The organism is Sulfurimonas sp. RIFOXYD2_FULL_34_21, from assembly GCF_001830805.1.
GTDB lineage: Bacteria > Campylobacterota > Campylobacteria > Campylobacterales > Sulfurimonadaceae > Sulfurimonas.
Window position 1 is genome coordinate 26,286 of the sequence record NZ_MICH01000010.1, and the last position, 21,417, is coordinate 47,702.

Consider the following 21,417-nt stretch of genomic DNA (forward strand, 5'->3'; position numbering starts at 1 on the left):
AAAATTACTCTTTAGGTTCTATAACGCTTTTAGCTGATTTTATAGCACTTCCAAGAGCCGTTTTAGCGACTCCCCAAGCTTGAATTCCCATTCTTTTTGCCTCTTTTGCAGCTTCAGAGTGCAGGGCTGTATCGGCTTTTTTTACCGCTTTTTTTGCCAATGAAGAGAACCGTTCACGCATAACTTGTGCCGTCTCTTTTGATACATGTATTAACTCTTCAAGGTCGTAGTGCATTTTGTTATTTAGTTCTATTAAAATTTTTCTTGTAGATAAGTCGCTCTCATTTGCTTGTGTTTGAACAACTTGCAAAAATAGGGTATCGCTTTGGTTTAAATCCTCCATGATAGTGTCATAGTCTTCTATAAGTATATGTTTTGCTTCAAGAGGCATATAAACAAGTCGTTTTTTAAATCTGTCGATTGATTGTAAAAGCCCTGCTCTCATACCTTTTAGTGTAGCTTCTAAAATCTCCTCTGAAATGTTCGGAGATGCTTCGGCTATATTTATGCTTGAATGTAAAATAGTAGAGAGAATTTTTCTGACTCTGATAGTATTTAGCGTTCCTTCTTTTATGGTTTCATAGGTAAGCTCTTTTATAACCTCTTCTATTATCTCATTAGCTTCACTATCTTTTGATTTTTCCAAAGCAGTTATGATAGCACTCTCTACTGTTTCGCTAAGCAAATCAAAAAGGTCTATTAATTGAAGTTTTGCCTGATGAAGTTTTGATAGTGAGTGAGTGTCATCTTTATCTATAAGAGCTTCTAATTCATCAAAAATTTTATATTTTGCTTCTTGAAGTTCATGTGATTTTTTTTCTAGATTTCGCTCTATATGCTCTTTTTGTAGCAACAATTCTTCTAGCTCGTCTTTTAAGCTTTTTGTATTTTCATTAATAATGCTAGAAGCTACCTCTTTGATTTCATTAAGATTTAATTTATCAAATTCTATATTATTTTTTATCTCTTGTAAACTCATGTAAACTCCTTTTTAAAGTACCATTTTTATATGTTGATGAGCTTTTAATGCCTCATAAATAAAATTTCTGTCATCTTCATTGTGAACAAGCATATCTAGGTTCATACTTACATACTTACCGCCTTTGCTACTTTTTGAATGAGTCAGTTTATGTTCTCTCTCGCTTATAACGTCATGTATCGCTTTTTTCAAAGCTTCTACTTCAGAGGCGATAAGCTTATAAGACCATGAACATGGATAAATAAGTTCCAGTTTTTCTTTACTATCGTTGATAATCTCCACTCTTGCCTCCTGATTTTTTCTCCAGTTGTACGTTTCTTATAATCATACCTTTGTCAATCGCTTTTACCATATCATATATGGTTAAAAGACCGATACTTGTTCCGGTAAGGGCTTCCATCTCAACGCCAGTTTGTCCGGTTAATTTGGCAGTTACGGTTAATTTAAAACCTGGAAGTTCTGCTATCTCCTCAACATCACAGTTTATACCGCTAAGATTTAGCGGGTGGCACATCGGAATCAAATCGCTTGTTTTTTTAACTCCCATAATTGCCGCAATAACGGCAGTTTGAAGTACGGGACCTTTTTTTGTTTTCTCTGTTACAATGGCATCAAAAGCATCTCTGCTCATCTCAATTATACCGCTTGCAACGGCTACTCTGGTAGTCTGGTTTTTATCCGACACGTCAACCATCTTAGGTCTTTGATTCTCATCAAGGTGAGTTAAGTTCATATTTTTATCCTGAAAAACTTATTTATACAATCTTATATTATATCAAAAGTAAAATAATTTTAAATGAGTTGCAGTGCTTCTTGATATTCGTGGGGATGATTTAGGTTAAGAAAGGATTTTTCATCTTCAAAATCAACAAAAACGGTATTTGAAGATTTAAGTAAAAAGCTTAGTTTATGGTTATCTTCTTTTAACATGTTAATAAATTTTTTTTCCAAAGAACGATGGTATATCCCGCACATAGGCTGTAAGCCGCTTTTTGTTCTTGCAATAGTTGCATCATTGTCTAAAGAGTCTTCCTTTATTAGACGCGATATCTCATGTTCGCTTATAAAAGGAGAATCAACGCTAAGTGCAAAAAAACTCTCACATGTCAAATGCTTAAAAATAGCAACAAAGCCTGCTGTTGGGGCAAAAGTAGAATTGCTTTTTATATCCTCTATGAAATCTGCTTCGAAGCTAAATTTCGATTTGTCTTTACATGAGATATAAACGTTTTTAAAAATTTTACTAAGGCGAGAGAGTTGAAATTGAGTAAGCGATGCAGAATTTCCAAAAGGGAGAAGAGACTTATCCTCTCCCATTCGACTGGATTTTCCGCCTGCAAATATAATACAAGGGATTTGTATCATCTATTTTGAAAGTTGTGCTTCTATACGTCTGTTTTCTGCACGACCCTCACGAGTTTTATTTGTAGCTATAGGCTCACTTTCGCCTTTTGCAGATGTTGTTACTCTATTGGCATCTACACCGTCTTTTACAATCTCGTTTCTTACGGCATCTGCACGTCTTTGAGAAAGTTTTTGATTATAAGCATCAGTACCTACACTGTCAGTATGACCTATGATTTCAGCTTTGTATTCTTTTGAACATTTCAAGAACTCTGAAAATTTTACTACACGCGGTTTTGACTCTTCATCTATTACCGCAGAGTCAAATTTGAAGTTGATGTGCAGGTTGATTTTAGGAGGACATGCTTTAGCTTGAGTCTCTATAACTTTAGCAAGTGCTATCTCGCATCCGTTAGCATCAACTTTTGCCCCTGCTTTTGTGTTAGGACACTTATCAACAGAATTTAAAACACCGTCTTTATCATCATCACCGTCAACAGGCTTTTGCTGTGGTGCAGGTGTAGGCTCCGGTTGAGGTTGTGATTTTGGTCCAAAAGCAAAATTTAGACCCGCTAAGAGAGCAAGGTTGCTGTCCATATTGCTATGATTGTTTTTTAACATGTAAAGAGCTTCCAATTTTAGAGCAATAGCATCACTAAAGGGAATCTTTGCTCCAACACCGGCATTTAAGAACATACCGTCTCTATTACCTGCTAAACGAGTGTCGATTGTTTCATAACCTACACCAATTTTTGCAAGTGGCGTAAAGATACCCATCGAGCTAAACTCTTTAACTCCGTTGATAGCAATACGATAAATATCCGTGCTAATCGTAGAGTTGTCATAATCTGCGTCAGTGTATAAAACGCTAAGCTCAGGTTTTAAGAACGTATTAACGTCGTTATACTGCAACTCAGCACCATATAGAGTTTGGTTGTCGATTTCAATATTTCCTTCAGCAACATTGTATCCGACAACAGGCGTTATCTCATATTTATAATCTTGCGCAAATGCCATACTTCCGGCTAAAATAGCAGGAATTAACAGTAGTTTTTTCATCGTACATCCTTTAATGTTTTACGTATTTTATCTATCTCTATCTTAAAGCGTTATAATTTATTAAACTTGCTCAAACTCTCGGGTCTGCAATATAGCCTTCAATAGCAGAAATTGCCGCAACTGCGGAGTTTGCCAAATAAACTTTTGATGAGCGAGACCCCATACGACCGACAAAATTACGGTTGGTTGTAGATATCGCAACCTCATTGTCGCCGAGTATTCCCATATATCCTCCAAGACAAGCTCCACATGTAGGATTGCTTACGACTCCGCCGGCATCAACGATTATGTCGATATAGCCTAGCTTGTTTGCTTCACGAAGAATCATCTGTGTCCCGGGAGTCACGATAAGGCGAACATCGGGATGAACTTTTTTGCCTTTAAGTATCTCTGCTGCAACTTTTAAATCTCCGAGTCTGCCGTTTGTACAGCTTCCGATAAATGCCTGATCTATCTTGATTTTGTCTTTTACGGCTTCTGTTACGCTGTGGCCGTTTGACGGTAAAAACGGATAAGCGATAACGGGTTCAAGTTTTGCAACGTCTATCTCTAAAATCTCTGCATAAGAAGCATCTTCATCGGAGTAGTGGATTTTCGGCGCTCTTGCTAGATTTTTATCTGCTAAAAACTCTTTTGTAATATCGTCATACGCTACAATGCCGCTTTTTGCACCCGCTTCAATAGCCATATTACACATAGAAAATCTGTCGTCCATGCTTAGATATTTAATTGTGCTTCCCGTAAACTCCAAAGTTCTGTAGAGTGCACCATCAACGCCAATCATTCGGATAATTTCTAAAATTATATCTTTACCCGTAGTATATTTGCCTGGTTTTCCGCTAAGAACGACTTTTATCGATTCAGGAACTTTAAACCAGTTTCCTCCCGTTACCATGGCAAATGCCAAGTCGGTTGAACCCATACCCGTAGAGAATGCTCCAAGAGCGCCGTGAGTACATGTATGTGAATCTGCTCCGATGATAACATCACCGGGAACGACAAGACCTTTTTCCGGTAAAAGAGCATGCTCAATCCCCATGTCTTTTTCATCAAAAAAGTTTTTAAGATTGTGTTTTTTTGCAAAGTCACGGCTGATTCTCGCTTGATTTGCACTTGCAATGTCTTTTGCAGGGATAAAGTGGTCAAGAACGATAGAAAAACCGTCCGGGTTTGCAAGTTTAGTAGCACCGCTTAGATTAAAAGCGCTTATTGAGATAGGCGTAGTGATATCGTTTCCAATGACCATATCTATGTCGCAGCGGATAATTTCTCCTGCATAAACCGCTTTGCCTACATGCTCGGAAAATATTTTTTCAGTTATAGTTTGAGCCATAATGAACCTTTATAAAAGTAATTAATTTTGCGATTATATCATTTAAGATTTAAAATTATCGTGAAACTGCTCTTGTTGACGGTTTAATACAAGCGGAACAATTTACATTTGGGATATTATAACTTAAAATAAAAATAACGGTTATGGTATGATATATAATATTTTTTCTCCATCAAAAGAGTTAGACGATATCGTTAAGCAGTATATTGTTATAACTTCATTAAAGGGTATTGAGACTTTACTGTTTCTGCCAAACGGGTGCAATTTTATGCTCTTTAACAGGGGATTTGACGGATATACGGAAATTTACAATGAGGATAAAAAATTCCCCATTCCAAAGAACTACTCTATCAGCATTAAAAATAACAAGATAAAAAAATTTGTATTAAGCAGCAAAGATTCTGCGTCAGATATAAAATTTCCGCTAATATTGGCAGAGCTTACGCCTATAGGTTTTTATAAACTCTTTAATACTAATGCGTCTGTTTTAAAGGAGGGTTATTTAGAGATTGAAATAAGTGTAATAGAAAACTATTTTAAAGAGTTATACACTCACTCAAGCATAAATGACGAAATAGAGTATTTAAACAGCGCTTTAGATAGACTGCAATCAGCGCAAGGCAATAAACATATGTGCATACAAGACGTGATAGATATGATTATTCATAAGTATCACTTTGAAGTGAGTGTCAAAACCCTTCTTGAAGAGTTTAATTGCAGTAGAAGTAAATTGGAGAGAGAGTTTAAAAAAATCATAGGGTTGACACCGAAAAATTTTATATATATCTCAAAGTTTTGTAATACCGTGCTTTCATATATAGAAGATGATTGCGGATTTAAAGAACTAGAATATCTTTATAGCGATTATTCGCATATGAACTCTGTTTTTAAAAAATTTTTCGGTGCAAACCCAAGTGTTGTTTTTGATGACGTGACAAATCAAAAAATACAGATATATCAGATGCAACGCAACGAGCTAAAGAGTAGTTAAAACGTGATAGAGGAAAAATATTAGATTATGATAAAAAAAAGTGAGCAAAAAAAATTAATTATAAAAGTTATTGTTGTGATTTTATTAGCTTTAGTACCGTTGTCAGCTTTGAGAGTTCTGCTTGTTTATGATGATTTTACATATATTATTTTTTTTAAAGAGCTGATTTTCTCCGTTATATCCGCTTTAGTTGTTGCCTCGATACTCTACCTGATAACAAAAAAAGAGATTAGAAAAATCAATGCCAAAGCTCGTAGCTACGCTTTTACCGACGGTTTGACAGGTTTATATAATCGTCACTACTTAAATGATTTTTTACTAAAATTCAAGATATTGCGTAAAGAAGGTTCGGTTTTTGCCATCGCATTTATAGATATAGATAAATTCAAAGAGATTAACGATACGTTAGGGCATGAAGCGGGTGATTGCATTTTAAAGTGTTTGGCACTGAAATTAAAATCTTTAACGAGAACCACTGATACTCTTTGCCGTTACGGCGGAGAGGAGTTTGTAATTATATATAATGATATTGCCAAAGATGACATATTAGAGAAGATGCAATATATTAGAGAGTCGGTTCAAAATAGCTCTTTTAGATGTGAACATAAAAATATAACAATATCAATAGGATTAAGTTTCGGAAAAGGCGGTGATGATATAAATATGATATTGCAAGAGTCCGATAAAGCGTTATATAGAGCCAAAAGCGCCGGAAGAAACTGTGTAAAACTCTTTTCTAAAGAAGATGAAAAGTAAAAATCGGATTTCAAAGATATTTTGTATATAATTTAGTCTAAAAAACAGTCCTACTTTTAAAAAAGCGATAAATATGCAAAACAGTTACAAAAGAGTCGATGCCCATCTCTCAAGCTTAGGGTATTGTTCAAGAAGTGAAGCAAAAAAATTTTTAAAAATGTTTAGAGTTTGTATTGATGGCGTAAGAGTTTTTGATGTTGATAAAAAAGCTTATCATAACGATATAACGGTAGATGATGAGGTGCTTGATGCGGAAAGTTTGCTGATACTTTTGAACAAGCCACACGGTGTAATCTGCTCTCATGATGATGCAGGAGTGCTTATATATTCACTGCTTCCGCTTCGCTGGCAAAGAAGAAATCCAAAAATTTCTACTATCGGCAGACTTGATGTCGATACCACGGGCGCAATTTTACTAACTGATGACGGTGCATTAAATCATAAGCTTACAAGTCCAAAAAGTGATGTAATAAAAGTATATGAAGCTACTCTTGCGCAAGAACTCAGAGGAGATGAAGCAGATATTTTTGCAAGCGGAAAACTTATGCTAAATGGTGAAAAAAAACCGCTTCTTGGAGCAAAATTGGAGGTAATATCGCCTTTACATGTAAGAGTTGAGATTTGTGAGGGAAGATATCATCAGGTAAAGAGAATGTTTGCGGCAGTCGGAAATAGAGTCGTGACACTTCACAGAGTAAGTTTTGGAGATTTTAGCGTTGAGGAGCTAAAACCATCACAATATAAGGTTATAACTATCTAAATCTCATATTTTAGAGCTTTTTTCATATACTCTGTTGAGCAGAAAAACATTGCAGCAAATATAGGATTTACTTTTACATAATCCTCTTCAACAGTTTCAAAAATTTTAAAATTAAATCCGGAATACTCTTGTGAACCCTTTGCGGTCACGCTAAACTCAATCGGTGCTAGAGTTTTTACCATATTTAAAATTTTTTTTCTCTTTTTTTGATTATCGTTTTCAAGCAGATTAAAATCTTGACTTTCTGAGCTTTTATGTGAGCGCACAGCCTCTTCTAAAACATCAAATTTATCTTTAAAAACTATTTTGTTCCATGAGATTTTAAGCTCTTTAGAGTCAACTTTACATGTATTTATTATTAAAGCATTGGGTTTTTTCTCTTTCATTGCTTCTATTAAACCTAGCAGAAAATTGGCACCGCCTACGGTGTCTGCGCATTTTTTCATTAAAAGATGTATTAATGCTTTCGTATCGTCGTTTTGTTTGTTAAAATTACACATGAATAGTTCCTAAATTGTAATATAAATATAATTATAGCTTAAATCTGACATAAGTACAGTTTCATTTAAGCATAATCAAATCACAATACTATTATTATGTCAATAACAAAACAAGACAAAAATTGTCTTAATTAAAAAACAACCCGATTTAATGAGGTAAAACATGCAAGTTTATTTAGATAATAACGCTACGACGATGGTTGACCCGTCTGTCGTAGAGGTTATGCAGCCATTTTTTAGCGAGATATACGGTAATCCCAACTCGCTTCATAAATTTGGCACGGCTTCTCATCCGGCACTCAAAAAAGCGATGGATCAAGTTTATACGGCACTTAATGCAAGTGACGATGACGATATTATTTTTACGTCATGCGCGACAGAATCAAACAATTGGGTTTTAAAATCAATTTTTAACGACCATATAGTAAACGGCGAGAAAAATCATATTATTACGACTGAAGTTGAACATCCATCAGTCTATTCTGCCTGTAAAGCACTTGAAGATGAGGGCGTAAAAGTAACGTACCTTCCGGTAAATTCTGAGGGCGTAGTAGAAGCACATGTAGTTAAGAGTTTTATAACCGATAAGACTGCTTTGGTATCAGTTATGTGGGCATCAAATGAGACGGGAATGATAAACCCTATAAAAGAGATAGGCGAAATCTGTAAAGAAAAAGGCGTACTGTTCCATTCTGACGCCGTTCAAGCTATCGGAAAGATACCTGTTGATCTGCAAAGCGTACATGTTGATTTTGTTTCGATGTCGGCTCATAAGTTTCACGGTCCAAAAGGAATAGGTGCGCTGTATATCAGAAATTCTCAGCCGCTCTCTCCGCTTTTACACGGCGGAGAACATATGGGCGGACGCCGTTCAGGTACTCTTAATGTCCCTTATATCGTGGCAATGGGCAAAGCGATTGAACTTGCAACGACAAATATAGAAGAAAAAATAGCTTCAATTCGTGCAAAAAGAGACCGCCTAGAAGATGCACTTTTAGAGTTAAGCGATACGTTTGTAGTCGGAAATCGCGAAAACAGAACGCCAAATACTATTTTAATATCTATTAGAGGTGTTGAGGGCGAAGGTATGCTTTGGGACTTAAATAATGGACAAATCGGGGCTTCAACAGGTTCTGCATGTGCCAGCGAAGACCTTCAGGCAAATACTGTAATGCTTGCAATCGGGGCGGACAATGAACTGGCTCATACGGGAATTCGTTTAAGTCTTAGCCGCTTTACGACCGATGAAGAGATAGATTATACTATCGAGCATTTCAAAAAAGCGGTTGCTAGATTAAGAGCAATTTCAAGCTCGTTTGCAAAAGTAGGTCCAACACCCGGTGGAGAGTCAAAAGAGTGTGAGTTGCACTTTCATTAAGTAATTAAGTGTTCTGATTAAAAATAGATTGCTTCGCCATTAGCTTCTTGCAATGACTGTCATTGCGAGCTTCGTTAGAAGCGCGGCAATCTAAAACTATAATTATTCAGATAACTCAATTAATAAACAATTATAAAAAAGGAAATAAAGTTATGGCAAAAAATGATTTATTGGGCGCTTCTTTATGGGATGCATACTCAAATAAAGTAACGACTTTAATGAATAACCCTAATCATCAGGGCGAAATAAGTGAGGAAGAGGCAGCGGCACATGGCAATAGGCTGATAGTTGCCGATTTCGGTGCGGAGAGCTGTGGGGATGCAGTACGTCTTTATTGGGAAGTTGACCCAAAAACAGACGTAATAGTAAACTCCAAATTTAAGAGTTTTGGATGCGGAACGGCTATAGCGAGTTCTGATATTATGACTGAACTTTGTATCGGTAAAACCGTGAAAGAAGCGGTTAAAATTACAAATATCGATGTTGAGTTTGCTCTCCGAGACAACCCTGAAACTCCTGCCGTTCCGCCTCAAAAGATGCACTGTTCGGTTATGGCGTATGATGTTATCAAAAAAGCTGCAGCTCTTTACATGGGAGTTGATGCGGATAGTTTTGAAGAGGAGATTATAGTATGTGAGTGTGCTCGCGTTAGCTTAAAAACTCTTCAAGAGGTTATTAGACTTAATGACTTAACGACAATCGAGCAGATTACAGATTACACAAAAGCAGGCGGTTTTTGTAAAAGCTGTATAAAACCTGGCGGACATGAAAAAAGGGAGTACTATTTAGTGGATATTTTAAGAGATACGCGTCGTGAAATGGATGAAGAGAAGATGAAAGCCGCTGCGGATGCAGGTTCAAAAGGTAATTTTGAGTCAATGACATTGGTTCAGCAGATTAAAGCAATTGATGCTCAAATAGATGAGAGTATTAGACAGTTTTTAATTATGGACGGCGGAGATATGGAAGTAATAGACGTAAAACCCGGTGATGATTATATAGATGTTTACATCAGATATTTGGGTGCATGTAACGGCTGTGCTAGTTCGGCTACGGGAACTCTTTATGCGATTGAGTCAACTTTAAAAGAGAAACTTTCTAAAAAAATCAGAGTATTGCCAATCTAAATCCTATTTGGATTTAGAAGTGGCGAATTCTCGCCCATATATCTTTTATCCAAAATTTTTATCTCGCACTCAAGCCAAATATTAAATTCACTGTAAACTCTCTTTTGAGCCTCTTGAATCAAAAAAACAGCTTCGTCAAATGTGCCGTTTTGTATATTTACCAAAAAGTTTGCATGTTCTTTGCTAAACTCCATACCGCCTACTCTAAAACCTTTTAGCCCGACCGCTTCTATAAGTCTTCCTGCATAATCGCCTTTTGGGTTTTTGAAACAGCTTCCGGCACTCGGGGTAGCAGGTTGGTTTTTACGCATTGCTTTAAACATTTTTAACTTTTCCTTATCAAAGCCGTAAGATAAAAGAAAAGTCGCTTCTAAAATGGGAGCGTTTATGTCGGTATATCTATATCCGTAATTAATATCGTTTTTTACAAAATTGCCGTTACATGTAGTTACGGATACAAGATTGTTAAATATTTCAAACTCTTTTAGTCCGGCATTCATAAAAACCAATCCGCCCAAAGTTCCGGGCAGATGAGAGATAAATTCAAAGTTTGCAATATTGTGTTTTTTGCAAAAAGAGGCGACTTTACCAGATGGCGATGCAGCGCCTATTTTTAGAAGATTATCTTCTACATGTATATAGTCATATTTCTTGCTAAGTTTCAAAAGCAGCGGAGGCTTTGTACCCATTAAAATATTATTGCATGAACCGATGATATGGTAATCTTCGTATCTCTGAGTGCAATCTTCTAAAATAGAAACTTCTGTGGTTTGCCCTATTTTTATTGAAGATAAATTGGAAAAATTTATGTTTTGTTTTTTCATTACTCTACAAAGGAGGGCATCATGTTAAATGTTTCTGTTGCAAAGTCTATCATAACGTTTAACATCCACGGCATCGTTAAAATAATAACTATAACGACACCGATAATTTTTGGGATAAAACTTAGAGTCATTTCGTTAATTTGGGTAGTTGCTTGAAATATACTCACTGCTAAACCTATAAGCATACCTGCTAAGAGACTTGGAAGTGCTAGAATTAACGCCGTTTTAAATGTTTCTATTCCCAAAGCTATTAATTTTGCTTCCATTATGAATTCCTTAACTCTTTATATTCTGTAGGAATCATGAAGTCTTCTATGGCTACAGGCGAATCATAAAAACCGTGCTTATAGCCAATCTCAAAAAGTTTGTTGATTGCACTGTATTGAATATCGCTAAGTGTTATAGAGTTGTCGTTTGCATAAAGTTCAAGATACTTGTCTAACGTAGGAGCATCAATGCGAACCAAATCTCTCTCAAGCAGCATTTGGGAGAGTTTATTTTTATGTTCCCTTGCTACATGTACTGCTTTTGTGAGCGTTTGTTCATATTCTATTGCTTTATTTAGCGGAATCGAGCGGCTGATTGCCATTCCTCCAAGAGGAAGAGGAAGCCCGCCACCGGATAGCTCTTGCCAGATATCCCACATTTCACGCTCTACTTCAAGCTCATTGTCGTAAGTTAAAATGGACTCGTGAATTAAAACACCTGCATCTACTTTGCCATTCAAAACCGCTTGTTCAATCTCAAGAAAGTTCATGTAAGTTACTCTTGCTTCAGGATAAGCTATGCGAAAGAGCATAGCATTTGTGGTATGTTCTCCGCTAAGGGCAACTTTAAAATTACGCTTTAATTTAGCACCTTTTTTCTTGATAACTTTAGGACCGTAACCCTCTCCAAAACTTACGGCAGTTCTAAGCAGAGCATAATCTTCCCTTATATGCGGATAAAGAGCAAAACTGATGGCAACAATCTCATAAACGCCGTTTAACGCCTTTTCATTTAGAGTTTGGATATCTTCGGCAATATTATCAAACTTTGTACCTGCCATATCAACCCAACCAAACTTTATAGCATAATACATAAATATGTCGTCGGCATCGGGTGAGTGTGCAATGAGTGTTTTTTTCAAATTAACTATCCATCCTCTAAGAGATTAAATGTAAATTAGATTTTAACTAAATAAGAATAAATTCTACATGTATCGAAGCAAAAATTCTCTACACTCATCTACTCTCAAAGGTTTAGAATAAAAATAGCCTTGAATATTGGGACACCCCTCATCCAGAAGAAAATCTCTCTGCTCTTTATTTTCTACACCCTCTGCAATTATATCTAGTGAGAGATTGTTTGCTAAAGCAATGATGGTTTTTACAATAGCGACATCATCTTTATCGTGGGGTAAATCTTTTACAAAACTGCGGTCAATTTTAAGTTTATCAATCGGAAGACGTTTTAGATAGGACAATGATGAGTATCCTGTCCCAAAATCATCGACGGATATGGAGATGCCTAGTTTTTTTATAGCCTCAAGCGTAGATATTACATGTATATTATTTTTCATAAGCAGACCCTCCGTAATCTCTATCTCTAAATCGCTAGGAAATAGACCGATAATCTCTAACTTTTTGCGTAGATACTCTATATAATCGACATCTTCTAACTGTTTTGCCGATACGTTAAGCGAGAGTTTACCGCAAGATATATTCTCATTTTTCCATGAGAGGATATGCATAGCAGATTCACGCATCATCCACTTGTCAATCTCTACGATAAGTCCTATGTCTTCTGCAAACGGAATAAATTTCACCGGAGGAATAAGCCCTAGTTCCGGATGATTCCAACGTATGAGTGCTTCTAAACCGATAACTTTATCTATTCTAGCATCTATTTTTGGTTGAAAATAGACCTCAAACTCTTCATTTGCGATAGCTTTTCTAAGATTATTCTCAAGAGCTACTCTCTCAAAAGCAAGCTGTGTCATCTTTGTATTATAAAATTTATACCCATTCTTACCGTTGTTCTTTGCTTCATGCATTGCCGTATCTGCATTTCTGAGTAAAATATACGAGCTATCCGCATCTTCTGGAAAAGTGCTTATTCCAATGCTAAATGTAGTGTAAAGCTTAATATTATTTATGATAATTGCCTCGCACATAGCATTCATAATATTTTTGACAACCTCCATCGTCTGTATTTCATCGGTATTGTTAAGGATAATAATGAACTCATCACCGCCGAATCTTCCAATCGTATCATTATAGGAGACAAACCTTTTTAATTTTTGAGCAATCTCATTTAGTAGTGTATCGCCTATTTCGTGACCATAAGTATCATTTACCTCTTTAAATCTATCAAGATCTAAAAAAAGTATTGAGAGCTTTTGGTTGCTGTTTTTAGCAGCTTTTATACTCTGCTTAAGTCTATCAAGTAGCAAAAGTCTGTTTGGGAGTTTTGTGAGGGTGTCATAACGCGAGAGATGTTCAAGTTTAGTTGCTGTTGTTTTAACTCTGTTTTGCAGGTTTATATTTCTTTGCTCTATCGCTCTTTTTTCCTCTTTACTGTAGAGATAGTAGGATAGTAAAATTAAAAAAATAAAGATAGAAATAAGAAAAAGCACTAAGCTGTCCCTTACTCTCGATATAGAGCTAAAGTCAATCTTGTTCAAATCTTGAAATATAATGAAATACGCAATATCTTTATTATCAAGCCCTTTGAGATGATACGTGCTTATAAGTCTGTTTTTATTCTCTTCAAGATGAAACGAGGAATTTTGTATAAAATATTCTGCACCCTTGTTTTTAAGAAGTGCTAAGTGCTCTTTGTTATAGTTTGAGTTTGCTACATAGTAGTCTGATATGAATATTTTCTTTGAGGGTTCAAGTAAGAAATCTTTATATTTTTTATCCGCCAACAGTATAGTCTCGTATCCGTTGTCCCTCATCTTTTTATTTATAGAGTTAAAGTTGGAAATAGTTTCTACAGACCCGATGAACAAGCTATTTTCATAGACCGGCACCATCGATTTGAAAGTTATATCGAAGATACCTGCACTTATCGAAGAAATTACATGTGGATTGTGAATCATCTCCGCTACATCATCCCTTATAAGTGCAAGATTATCTCCTCTTTTTTGAGTCCAGCTTCTATAAAAACTTTTGCCGTCGGTTGTTAGGAGTTGAAACCATGTTCCTTTTAAGGATGTGTTTTTGCTTAGGTTGTCTGAGAAGTCATGTAGGTCTAGTTTTTTTATATCATTTTGTATAAGTGACTCTTTTATGATTGTGTCATTTGCGATAGATAAAGTTACAAATAAAAGAGCCTCTTTTTTCTCTTCTATGAGCATTTTTAGTTTTTCATGCACCTCTGCTATGACGTTTCGGTATTTCTCATTTTTTAGAGCTTCAACCTTGGAGTTTATAAAAAGAAATCCCGCAATAAACAATACCGTGGAGATAAGTATGAGAGAGTATTGGGAAGAGAAGCTGAACCCTTTTTTAGATATCAAATTTATGGCCTTAGTTAGAGTACTTTTAATTTTGTATTGTATCTCATAAACAACGTTTTAACAAAAAAAAGGTAAAATGGCATTAATTTATGTAGAGCTTTTACATAAAAAAAGTTAATATGACAATTTGCAATATTTTTTAGTTAAAAAAGTAGATTGTCATATAATAAGTCTAAATTTAATATAAGTGAGCCTAAAATGGACGCAAATAAACAAAAATCATTAGACTTAGCGATGAAGCAGATTGACAAGGCATTCGGCAAGGGTGCTCTTATGAGACTCGGCGATAAAGAAATTGTACCTATTGAGTCGATAAGTACGGGTTCTCTCGGTCTTGATTTAGCACTTGGCATAGGTGGAATACCTCAGGGAAGAGTTATTGAGATATATGGACCTGAAAGTTCCGGTAAAACTACTTTAGCACTTCAAATAACTGCAGAGTGTCAAAAAACCGGCGGAGTATGTGCGTTTATTGACGCAGAACATGCTCTTGATGTGGCATATGCAAGAAATTTGGGTGTTGACGTTGATAATCTTCTTGTATCTCAACCTGATTACGGAGAACAAGCGCTAGATATTGTTGAAACAATCGCTAGAAGCGGCGCGGTAAATTTGATAGTTATCGATTCGGTTGCCGCTCTTACTCCAAAGTCGGAAATTGAGGGGGAAATGTCAGACCAAAATGTCGGTGTTCAAGCTCGTTTAATGTCAAAAGCATTGCGTAAATTAACCGGTATTTTACACAAAATGAACTGTACCGTAATATTTATAAATCAAATTCGTATGAAAATCGGTATGATGGGTTACGGTTCACCTGAGACTACGACGGGCGGAAACGCGCTTAAGTTTTACGCTTCTGTTAGAATAGACGTAAGACGTATTGCATCGCTAAAGCAGGGTGAGAGTCAAATAGGAAATCGTGTTAAAGCAAAAGTTATAAAAAACAAAGTTGCACCTCCGTTTCGTCAGGCTGAGTTTGATATAATGTTCGGTGAAGGAATCTCAAAAGAGGGTGAGCTTGTCGATTATGGTGTTAAGCTTGATATCATTGACAAAAGCGGTGCTTGGTTCTCTTATGAGGAGACAAAACTTGGGCAAGGACGTGAAAACGTTAAAGCCAAGTTTGCGGATGAGCCTGCGTTGGCCCGTGAAATAGAAGAAAAAATTAAAACAGCTATGGGCATGAGCAATCTTATGACGATGGATACAATCGAGATAGCTGATGCTGATTTATAATGTTTAATATACAAAAAAGGTAGGCAATGTTTATAGATAATATAAGTGCAATTGAAGTAATGGATTCTCGTGGAAATCCAACGGTTAAAGCAACGGTAGAGCTTAGTGACGGAACAAAAGGGAGTGCTATAGTACCATCAGGTGCAAGTACGGGTAAGCGTGAAGCGTTAGAGTTGCGTGATGGCGGCAGTAGATATATGGGTAAAGGTGTTTTAAAGGCTGTTGAAAATGTCAATAATCAAATAGCCGACGCTCTTATAGGTCACTCACCGTTTAATCAAGCTATTATTGACGCTACTATGAAAGAGCTTGATGGCACCGAAAATTATGGAAACTTAGGAGCGAATGCAGTTCTTGGCGTTTCAATGGCGGTTGCTCGTGCAGCTGCAAAAAGTTTAGGCATACCTCTTTACCGTTATTTAGGTGGAGCAAATGCTATGGTTATGCCTACTCCCATGTTAAATATTATCAATGGCGGAAGTCATGCGGATAATTCTGTTGATTTTCAAGAGTATATGATTATGCCTGTAGGTTTTGATGATTTTGCAACTTCACTGCAAGCTTCAGCAGAGGTTTATCATAATTTAAAAGCTATCTTAAAAGCAAATAAACATAATACGGCACTTGGAGATGAGGGTGGTTTTGCCCCTGATTTAAGCTCAAACGAGGAACCTATTCAAATTATAATGCAAGCTATTGAAAAAGCGGGATATGAAGCAGGTAAGCAGATGGCAATTGCACTAGATGTTGCTGCTTCAGAATTGGTAACAGAGGGTGGATACAGACTTGATAGCGAAAATAGAACGGTAAGCTCAGCTGAGCTTGTTGATTATTACGTTGATTTATGTTCAAAATATCCTATCGTATCTATTGAAGACGGCTTAAGCGAAGATGATTGGGATGGTTGGAAAATATTAACTGAAAAATTAGGCGATAAAGTTCAGCTTGTAGGCGATGATTTGTTTGTTACAAATGCAAATATTTTAAGTGAAGGTATTGAAAAGAAAATTGCGAATTCTATTCTTATTAAACCAAATCAGATTGGTTCGGTAAGCGAGACTATGCTTACTGTTCGTTTAGCTCAAAGAAACGGCTATAAATGTGTTATGAGCCACCGTTCAGGTGAGAGTGAAGACGCTTTTATTGCTGATTTTGCAGTTGCGCTTAACTGCGGTGAGATAAAAACAGGTTCAACTGCTCGCGGAGAGAGAACTGCTAAATATAACCGTCTGTTAGAGATAGAGAATGAAGTAGTCTATAGTGAGTATTTAGGTTCAAAACTTTTTAATTAAGAGTAATTATGAATAACGAAGAACTTTTTGAGGGGATAGACGATACGGAGAGCTTAGCTCAAAAGTATTTGGGTGTATCTCTGACGAAGTTTTTAGTATTGATTATCCTTATTTTTGGTGCAGGTATATATATAGGTTTGCTGCTGTACGGCACAAACTCTTTGCAAGTCTATTTGGGACTGCAAGATTATGAAGGGTATCTACAAGGTGAGATACACAGATTAAAAGATGAAAATGCAGAGCTACAAAAAGAGTATTTTGAATTAAAAGAGATTTCTGCAAAATAGTAGTTAAACTTGATATAATACATGTAAGTAAATATAGGAGTAAACTTGATTAGAATTTTATTCGCATCTCTCTTCTTACTTCTTACAATGCATGCGAGAGAGAATCCTTTTTTCCCTTCAGCGGGAGAGAAGGATATCCTTCTAAGCACAAATGAGAATATGGCAAAACCATCTTTGCAAAGAGTAGCTCTAAATCTTCCTCCTCAAGCCAGAACAGTCCAAAAAGTTACAATAGAGTTCAAAAATCTTGACGGTACGTTGGAGAGCAAAAGTATAGATCTTGATAATTCGATTGACTGGCATCTTCCGGTTTTTATATCACAAACTTATACACAAGCTCCAAAAGAAATAAAATCTCAAAACAGTAAACCCGAAAATAAAAAATCTGAAAAAACCCCTCCTGAAAATGTAATTAAACAAAATACGTCAGCATATACAAATATTGCTACAATAAAAGATTTGTCAATTTCATCACTGCAAAAGAGTTTAAAGTTAGTTACAAAAGATGAGATGATAAGAAACTTTTTACTGGTAAATCCTCACAGAATTGTTATTGATTTTAAAAAGGAGATAGATATCAGAAGTTACAGTAAAAAAAATCCAGACAATATCTTTAAAGAGATTAGGATAGGAAATCACAAAGGTTACTACAGAGTCGTAGTAGAACTTGACGGATATTATAGATATGATATGCAAAAAAGCTCCGACGGGTATCAAATAGAGCTGAAATAGAGCATTGTCATTTTTAATTTAAATCTTTATCTTTCCAATATTTTGTACCTTGAATGGTTGCTTGAAGCACGATACCGTTTTGAGTCAATTTATAGAGTCTTATTCCAGGGGCAACTGTAATTGCGGCATTTAAAGCCCCGCCATCTTTTTTATATTTAGCAGCGGCATCTGCTTGTGCATTTGCTTCCCAACCGGAATTTACAAAAGAATCAAAAACTTTTTTGTTTTCAAATAAAAATATAGCTCTGAAATCTTTGATTCCAATACCTAAACCGACTCCCCCGGAAGCCATATTCATGTAGGTATTGATGCCCGTTTTATTGTTGTGAGCCACACCTTTTCCGCCCTCAGCAGAAAAGAGAACCAAATTTACGCCTACATTACTAAAAGTAGCGTATCCGTAAGAGCGAAGAATCATGGCTTTAGCTTCAGGAGCATATTTATATAGAAGCTGTAGTGTTTCATTGCTCATTTTAACACGTTCAACTCTCTCTACTCTATTTTCTTCTGCTATCTCTTTTTTGCTTTTTCCTGACCAAAAGCCTGAAAATATGGCAATGACTGCAACTAAGGAGATAATTAATTTTAAATGTTTCATAATAGCAACCTTTATTTATAACAATTATAATAGCATAATTATAAAAATCTCAAAAATTTTATAAAAAAAAGAGAGCTACACAATAACTTTGATATAATTTACAAAGAGTTCTACATGTAGAAACATCGATACATCAAGAAAGCATATATGAATAAATTAGAAGAGTACTTAAGCGCTCACGAAGTCAGTGAGATTCATCCATCCGATATAGCAAAAATATTAAAACAGCTTGATGAGAGTGAGTTTGCCGAGGCTTTAAAACTTGTACCGAAAGATTTGGTGGGAGATGTAGCACTCGCCCTTCCTGATAGATACTTTGACGATGTTGTTGAAAATCTTAGCGTAGATGAGTTAAGAGACGCTGTATCAGCACTTGAGTCTGACGATCAAGTAGATTTTTTACATGAGCTTGAAGAGGTTGATGAGAGTATTGCTTCAAAAGTATTTGATACGCTTGATGAAGAAGATAAAAAAGAGATAATAAAACTTCAAACGTACGGTGATGACGAAGCCGGTGCTTATATGCAGCTTGAAGTTTTTACCGCAGATAAAAATGAAGTTGTACATGACGTCATAAAAAGGTTTGCAGCGCTTAGACGTGCCAAAACGATAGAAAATATTCAGAACCTCTTTATTACAAGCAGTGACAAGAAGCTTCTTTTTGCCGTTGGTTTAGATGATTTGCTAGTATTTGATTTTAACAAAACATTAATAGAAAATATTGAACAAAGCGAAGATAGTTTTGAGCCAAAAAAGGCGCAAGACAGAGAAGACATTAGAGACGTCGTTCACTATTTTGAAGAGTACGATTTATCCGTAATGCCTATTATTAACAGTTATGGAGTTTTACTAGGGCGTATAACATCCGATGATATTTATGACATTATCAATGAACATGCAACGGAACAGATGTATAACCTAGCCGGATTGGATGATGATGCGGAAGAGGATGACGAAATTTATAAAGCCGGCAAAAAAAGAGCTTCATGGCTTGGCGTAAATCTCTTCACGGCTATATTTGCCTCTTTTGTAATCGGTATTTTTGCAGATACGTTAGAGAGTATGGTCGCACTTGCGGTTTTGATGCCAATTGTTGCTTCAATGGGCGGAAATGCAGGAACTCAGAGTTTGACTGTTGTCGTAAGACAGCTAGCACTTGGCGATATTTCCAAAGGCGATGCGATGAGAATTATCAAAAAAGAGGTTCTTATCTCTTTGATGAACGGGGTTTTCTTTGCCATAATCATGGGTGTCGTAGCCGCCATTTGGTTCAATATGAAAATGTTAGGAGTAGTTATTGCACTAAGTATGATTATAAATCTCTTTATGGCAGGTCTCTTCGGTGCAGCTATACCGCTTTTTTTAAAAAAAATAGACGTAGATCCCGCAATTGGAAGTGCGGTAATTTTAACTACTGTTACTGACGTGGTAGGGTTTTTTAGTTTTTTAGCTTTAGCAACGTATATATTATTGTAAAGTTAAATATGAGATGATACAGAAAATCAAAAAATATTCCACCACAAATAGATTAGTTCTTTTGGGAATGATTCTAGGTCTATTATTTGGGATTTTTTTACCTCAGTTGGCACTTAAACAGCAGATAATCGGACAAATTTTTATCAGTTTTTTAAAAATGCTTGTAGTGCCGCTTGTTTTTTCAAGTGTTTATGTTGCCATTGCAGGATTAGGAAATTTAGAGAGTTTAAAAGATATAGGATTAAAAACGGTAGGTTTGTATATCTTAACAACGGCTCTGGCTACATTTACGGCTATTGCTATAATGAATATCATACCGATTGGTAATCCAACTTCTATTGAGGGTTTAGAATATGCAAAAGCTTCTCAAATTGCATCGTTTTCGTTTACGGAAATGATACTTAGTTTTATACCTACAAATATATTTAATGCTCTCTCGGAAGGCTCAATGATGCAGATTATTATCTTTTCGGCACTATTTGCTATAGCCTCTTTGCATCTAAAAAAAGAGAGACAAGAGTTGATAGTTGATTTTTTTACTGCCGTGACAAATGCCATGTTGATTATGGCGGAGTGGGTCATTAAGATGACGCCAATCGGTGTATTTAGTCTTATCTCATACGTAATTGCCGAGCAGGGGATAGAGGTTGTCATAAATCTATGGAAATATATGGCAATGGTAATAGCTGTTTTACTTATACATGTAGTAATAACGCTGCCTCTTATTTTAGCTCTTTTAGGACGGATTAATCCATTTAAATATTTGAGTGATATTCGTGAAGCGCCTATTATGGCATTTTCTACCGCGTCTAGCACTGCAACTCTGCCTGTGTCTATGCGTGTTGTTGAAGAAGTAGGCGGAGTCGATAGAAAAAACGCATCTTTTGTTCTTCCTCTTGGTGCTACGGTCTCTATGGACGGTACGGCAGCATATTTAAGCGTAGCAGTTCTTTACATAGCTAATTTGGCCGGAGTCGATTTGAGTTTTGGCACACAGCTTCTTCTTGGAGTAACGGTCATCGCTTTAAGTGTCGGGGTTGCTGCTTTACCGAGTGCTTCTTTGGTTATGATGGTTGTTATCCTAAATCAATTAGGTCTTGCCACCGAGTATATAGCACTGATAATAGCAGTAGATAGGATTTTGGATATGGCAAGAACATCTATAAATGTTACATCTGATTTGGTTGTAGTGAAAATAATAGACCAATTGCAGAAATTTAAAAAGCAAAATGTATAATTA

Annotated in this window: 23 protein-coding genes; 11 read left to right on the top strand and 12 right to left on the bottom strand. The window is 36.1% G+C overall.

Annotated features, from left to right (window positions below; translation table 11 throughout):
- Positions 1 to 4: 4 nt before the first annotated feature.
- From A2530_RS05740 to A2530_RS05765, 6 genes are all read right to left on the bottom strand, one after another.
- Complete coding sequence (locus A2530_RS05740) at positions 5 to 979, bottom strand: DUF6781 family protein (protein WP_294885119.1); 975 nt, start codon at positions 977 to 979, stop codon at positions 5 to 7.
- Positions 980 to 991: 12 nt separating this feature from the next.
- A complete protein-coding gene (locus tag A2530_RS05745) occupies positions 992 to 1,261 on the bottom strand; it encodes a DUF493 domain-containing protein (RefSeq protein ID WP_294885118.1) in 270 nt (89 codons plus the stop codon).
- Complete coding sequence (gene moaC / locus A2530_RS05750) at positions 1,242 to 1,712, bottom strand: cyclic pyranopterin monophosphate synthase MoaC (RefSeq protein WP_294885117.1); 471 nt, start codon at positions 1,710 to 1,712, stop codon at positions 1,242 to 1,244. Before moaC ends, A2530_RS05745 begins: the two co-directional genes overlap by 20 nt.
- Positions 1,713 to 1,771: 59 nt before the next feature.
- Complete coding sequence (gene mobA / locus A2530_RS05755; protein WP_294885116.1) at positions 1,772 to 2,344, bottom strand: molybdenum cofactor guanylyltransferase MobA; 573 nt, start codon at positions 2,342 to 2,344, stop codon at positions 1,772 to 1,774.
- Positions 2,345 to 3,382: an OmpA family protein gene (locus A2530_RS05760; protein WP_294885115.1), complete on the bottom strand. Its 1,038-nt coding sequence runs from the start codon at positions 3,380 to 3,382 to the stop codon at positions 2,345 to 2,347.
- A gap of 70 nt (positions 3,383 to 3,452) precedes the next feature.
- Complete coding sequence (locus tag A2530_RS05765; RefSeq protein WP_294885114.1) at positions 3,453 to 4,715, bottom strand: 3-isopropylmalate dehydratase large subunit; 1,263 nt, start codon at positions 4,713 to 4,715, stop codon at positions 3,453 to 3,455.
- A gap of 148 nt (positions 4,716 to 4,863) precedes the next feature.
- Here A2530_RS05765 and A2530_RS05770 point away from each other — a divergent pair, with 148 nt between their 5' ends.
- The 3 genes from A2530_RS05770 to A2530_RS05780 all read left to right on the top strand — a co-directional run bounded on the left by A2530_RS05770 (position 4,864) and on the right by A2530_RS05780 (position 7,222).
- On the top strand, positions 4,864 to 5,706 hold the full coding sequence (locus A2530_RS05770; protein WP_294885113.1) for a helix-turn-helix domain-containing protein: 843 nt from the start codon (positions 4,864 to 4,866) through the stop codon (positions 5,704 to 5,706).
- A gap of 27 nt (positions 5,707 to 5,733) precedes the next feature.
- Positions 5,734 to 6,462 (top strand): GGDEF domain-containing protein, encoded by a 729-nt coding sequence (locus A2530_RS05775; RefSeq protein ID WP_294885112.1) that lies wholly within the window; start codon positions 5,734 to 5,736, stop codon positions 6,460 to 6,462.
- Between the two features lie 73 nt (positions 6,463 to 6,535).
- On the top strand, positions 6,536 to 7,222 hold the full coding sequence (locus tag A2530_RS05780; protein WP_294885111.1) for a pseudouridine synthase: 687 nt from the start codon (positions 6,536 to 6,538) through the stop codon (positions 7,220 to 7,222).
- Here A2530_RS05780 and A2530_RS05785 read toward each other — a convergent pair.
- Positions 7,219 to 7,722: a hypothetical protein gene (locus tag A2530_RS05785; protein ID WP_294885110.1), complete on the bottom strand. Its 504-nt coding sequence runs from the start codon at positions 7,720 to 7,722 to the stop codon at positions 7,219 to 7,221. The genes A2530_RS05780 and A2530_RS05785 overlap by 4 nt on opposite strands.
- Before the next feature lie 163 nt (positions 7,723 to 7,885).
- Between A2530_RS05785 and A2530_RS05790 the strand changes: the two genes are divergently transcribed.
- Entirely contained in the window at positions 7,886 to 9,100 is a 1,215-nt protein-coding gene (locus A2530_RS05790) for a NifS family cysteine desulfurase (protein WP_294885109.1), read from the top strand.
- A gap of 152 nt (positions 9,101 to 9,252) precedes the next feature.
- Positions 9,253 to 10,227 carry an iron-sulfur cluster assembly scaffold protein gene (locus A2530_RS05795; RefSeq protein WP_294885108.1) on the top strand — a complete coding sequence of 325 codons (975 nt, stop codon included), beginning with the start codon at positions 9,253 to 9,255 and terminating at the stop codon, positions 10,225 to 10,227.
- Here A2530_RS05795 and A2530_RS05800 read toward each other — a convergent pair.
- The 4 genes from A2530_RS05800 to A2530_RS05815 all read right to left on the bottom strand — a co-directional run bounded on the left by A2530_RS05800 (position 10,224) and on the right by A2530_RS05815 (position 14,556).
- Positions 10,224 to 11,051: a UDP-N-acetylmuramate dehydrogenase gene (locus tag A2530_RS05800; protein ID WP_294885107.1), complete on the bottom strand. Its 828-nt coding sequence runs from the start codon at positions 11,049 to 11,051 to the stop codon at positions 10,224 to 10,226. The genes A2530_RS05795 and A2530_RS05800 overlap by 4 nt on opposite strands.
- Positions 11,051 to 11,317, bottom strand: coding sequence for a flagellar biosynthesis protein FliQ (fliQ, locus tag A2530_RS05805; protein WP_294885106.1), 267 nt, complete (start codon positions 11,315 to 11,317; stop codon positions 11,051 to 11,053). Before fliQ ends, A2530_RS05800 begins: the two co-directional genes overlap by 1 nt.
- Positions 11,317 to 12,180, bottom strand: a complete 864-nt coding sequence (locus tag A2530_RS05810) for an MqnA/MqnD/SBP family protein (RefSeq protein WP_294885105.1) — start codon at positions 12,178 to 12,180, stop codon at positions 11,317 to 11,319. Before A2530_RS05810 ends, fliQ begins: the two co-directional genes overlap by 1 nt.
- A 63-nt stretch (positions 12,181 to 12,243) precedes the next feature.
- Positions 12,244 to 14,556 (bottom strand): EAL domain-containing protein, encoded by a 2,313-nt coding sequence (locus A2530_RS05815; RefSeq protein WP_294885104.1) that lies wholly within the window; start codon positions 14,554 to 14,556, stop codon positions 12,244 to 12,246.
- A gap of 198 nt (positions 14,557 to 14,754) precedes the next feature.
- On the opposite strand from A2530_RS05815, the gene recA reads away from it, so the two are divergent.
- The 4 genes from recA to A2530_RS05835 are packed head-to-tail and all read left to right on the top strand — an operon-like array spanning position 14,755 to position 18,103.
- Positions 14,755 to 15,792, top strand: a complete 1,038-nt coding sequence (gene recA / locus A2530_RS05820; RefSeq protein WP_294885103.1) for a recombinase RecA — start codon at positions 14,755 to 14,757, stop codon at positions 15,790 to 15,792.
- A gap of 26 nt (positions 15,793 to 15,818) precedes the next feature.
- Positions 15,819 to 17,084, top strand: coding sequence for a phosphopyruvate hydratase (gene eno, locus A2530_RS05825; protein WP_294885102.1), 1,266 nt, complete (start codon positions 15,819 to 15,821; stop codon positions 17,082 to 17,084).
- Between the two features lie 8 nt (positions 17,085 to 17,092).
- Positions 17,093 to 17,371, top strand: coding sequence for a hypothetical protein (locus tag A2530_RS05830; RefSeq protein ID WP_294885101.1), 279 nt, complete (start codon positions 17,093 to 17,095; stop codon positions 17,369 to 17,371).
- Positions 17,372 to 17,416: 45 nt separating this feature from the next.
- Positions 17,417 to 18,103 carry an AMIN domain-containing protein gene (locus A2530_RS05835; protein WP_294885100.1) on the top strand — a complete coding sequence of 229 codons (687 nt, stop codon included), beginning with the start codon at positions 17,417 to 17,419 and terminating at the stop codon, positions 18,101 to 18,103.
- A gap of 13 nt (positions 18,104 to 18,116) precedes the next feature.
- On the opposite strand, the gene A2530_RS05840 is transcribed toward A2530_RS05835, so the two are convergent.
- Positions 18,117 to 18,701, bottom strand: coding sequence for a hypothetical protein (locus A2530_RS05840; RefSeq protein WP_294885099.1), 585 nt, complete (start codon positions 18,699 to 18,701; stop codon positions 18,117 to 18,119).
- Between the two features lie 147 nt (positions 18,702 to 18,848).
- On the opposite strand from A2530_RS05840, the gene mgtE reads away from it, so the two are divergent.
- Complete coding sequence (gene mgtE, locus A2530_RS05845) at positions 18,849 to 20,177, top strand: magnesium transporter (protein ID WP_294885098.1); 1,329 nt, start codon at positions 18,849 to 18,851, stop codon at positions 20,175 to 20,177.
- 13 nt (positions 20,178 to 20,190) lie between these two features.
- Entirely contained in the window at positions 20,191 to 21,414 is a 1,224-nt protein-coding gene (locus A2530_RS05850) for a dicarboxylate/amino acid:cation symporter (RefSeq protein WP_294885097.1), read from the top strand.
- Positions 21,415 to 21,417: the final 3 nt, after the last annotated feature.

Bases quoted from the DNA above. Each gene is read 5' to 3' on its own strand.
- A2530_RS05740 (WP_294885119.1), bottom strand. From the start codon at position 979: ATGAGTTTACAAGAGATAAAAAATAATATAGAATTTGATAAATTAAAT.
- moaC (WP_294885117.1), bottom strand. From the start codon at position 1,712: ATGAACTTAACTCACCTTGATGAGAATCAAAGACCTAAGATGGTTGAC.
- mobA (WP_294885116.1), bottom strand. From the start codon at position 2,344: ATGATACAAATCCCTTGTATTATATTTGCAGGCGGAAAATCCAGTCGA.
- A2530_RS05760 (WP_294885115.1), bottom strand. From the start codon at position 3,382: ATGAAAAAACTACTGTTAATTCCTGCTATTTTAGCCGGAAGTATGGCA.
- A2530_RS05765 (WP_294885114.1), bottom strand. From the start codon at position 4,715: ATGGCTCAAACTATAACTGAAAAAATATTTTCCGAGCATGTAGGCAAA.
- A2530_RS05770 (WP_294885113.1), top strand. From the start codon at position 4,864: ATGATATATAATATTTTTTCTCCATCAAAAGAGTTAGACGATATCGTT.
- A2530_RS05775 (WP_294885112.1), top strand. From the start codon at position 5,734: ATGATAAAAAAAAGTGAGCAAAAAAAATTAATTATAAAAGTTATTGTT.
- A2530_RS05780 (WP_294885111.1), top strand. From the start codon at position 6,536: ATGCAAAACAGTTACAAAAGAGTCGATGCCCATCTCTCAAGCTTAGGG.
- A2530_RS05785 (WP_294885110.1), bottom strand. From the start codon at position 7,722: ATGTGTAATTTTAACAAACAAAACGACGATACGAAAGCATTAATACAT.
- A2530_RS05790 (WP_294885109.1), top strand. From the start codon at position 7,886: ATGCAAGTTTATTTAGATAATAACGCTACGACGATGGTTGACCCGTCT.
- A2530_RS05795 (WP_294885108.1), top strand. From the start codon at position 9,253: ATGGCAAAAAATGATTTATTGGGCGCTTCTTTATGGGATGCATACTCA.
- A2530_RS05800 (WP_294885107.1), bottom strand. From the start codon at position 11,051: ATGAAAAAACAAAACATAAATTTTTCCAATTTATCTTCAATAAAAATA.
- fliQ (WP_294885106.1), bottom strand. From the start codon at position 11,317: ATGGAAGCAAAATTAATAGCTTTGGGAATAGAAACATTTAAAACGGCG.
- recA (WP_294885103.1), top strand. From the start codon at position 14,755: ATGGACGCAAATAAACAAAAATCATTAGACTTAGCGATGAAGCAGATT.
- eno (WP_294885102.1), top strand. From the start codon at position 15,819: ATGTTTATAGATAATATAAGTGCAATTGAAGTAATGGATTCTCGTGGA.
- A2530_RS05830 (WP_294885101.1), top strand. From the start codon at position 17,093: ATGAATAACGAAGAACTTTTTGAGGGGATAGACGATACGGAGAGCTTA.
- A2530_RS05840 (WP_294885099.1), bottom strand. From the start codon at position 18,701: ATGAAACATTTAAAATTAATTATCTCCTTAGTTGCAGTCATTGCCATA.
- mgtE (WP_294885098.1), top strand. From the start codon at position 18,849: ATGAATAAATTAGAAGAGTACTTAAGCGCTCACGAAGTCAGTGAGATT.
- A2530_RS05850 (WP_294885097.1), top strand. From the start codon at position 20,191: ATGATACAGAAAATCAAAAAATATTCCACCACAAATAGATTAGTTCTT.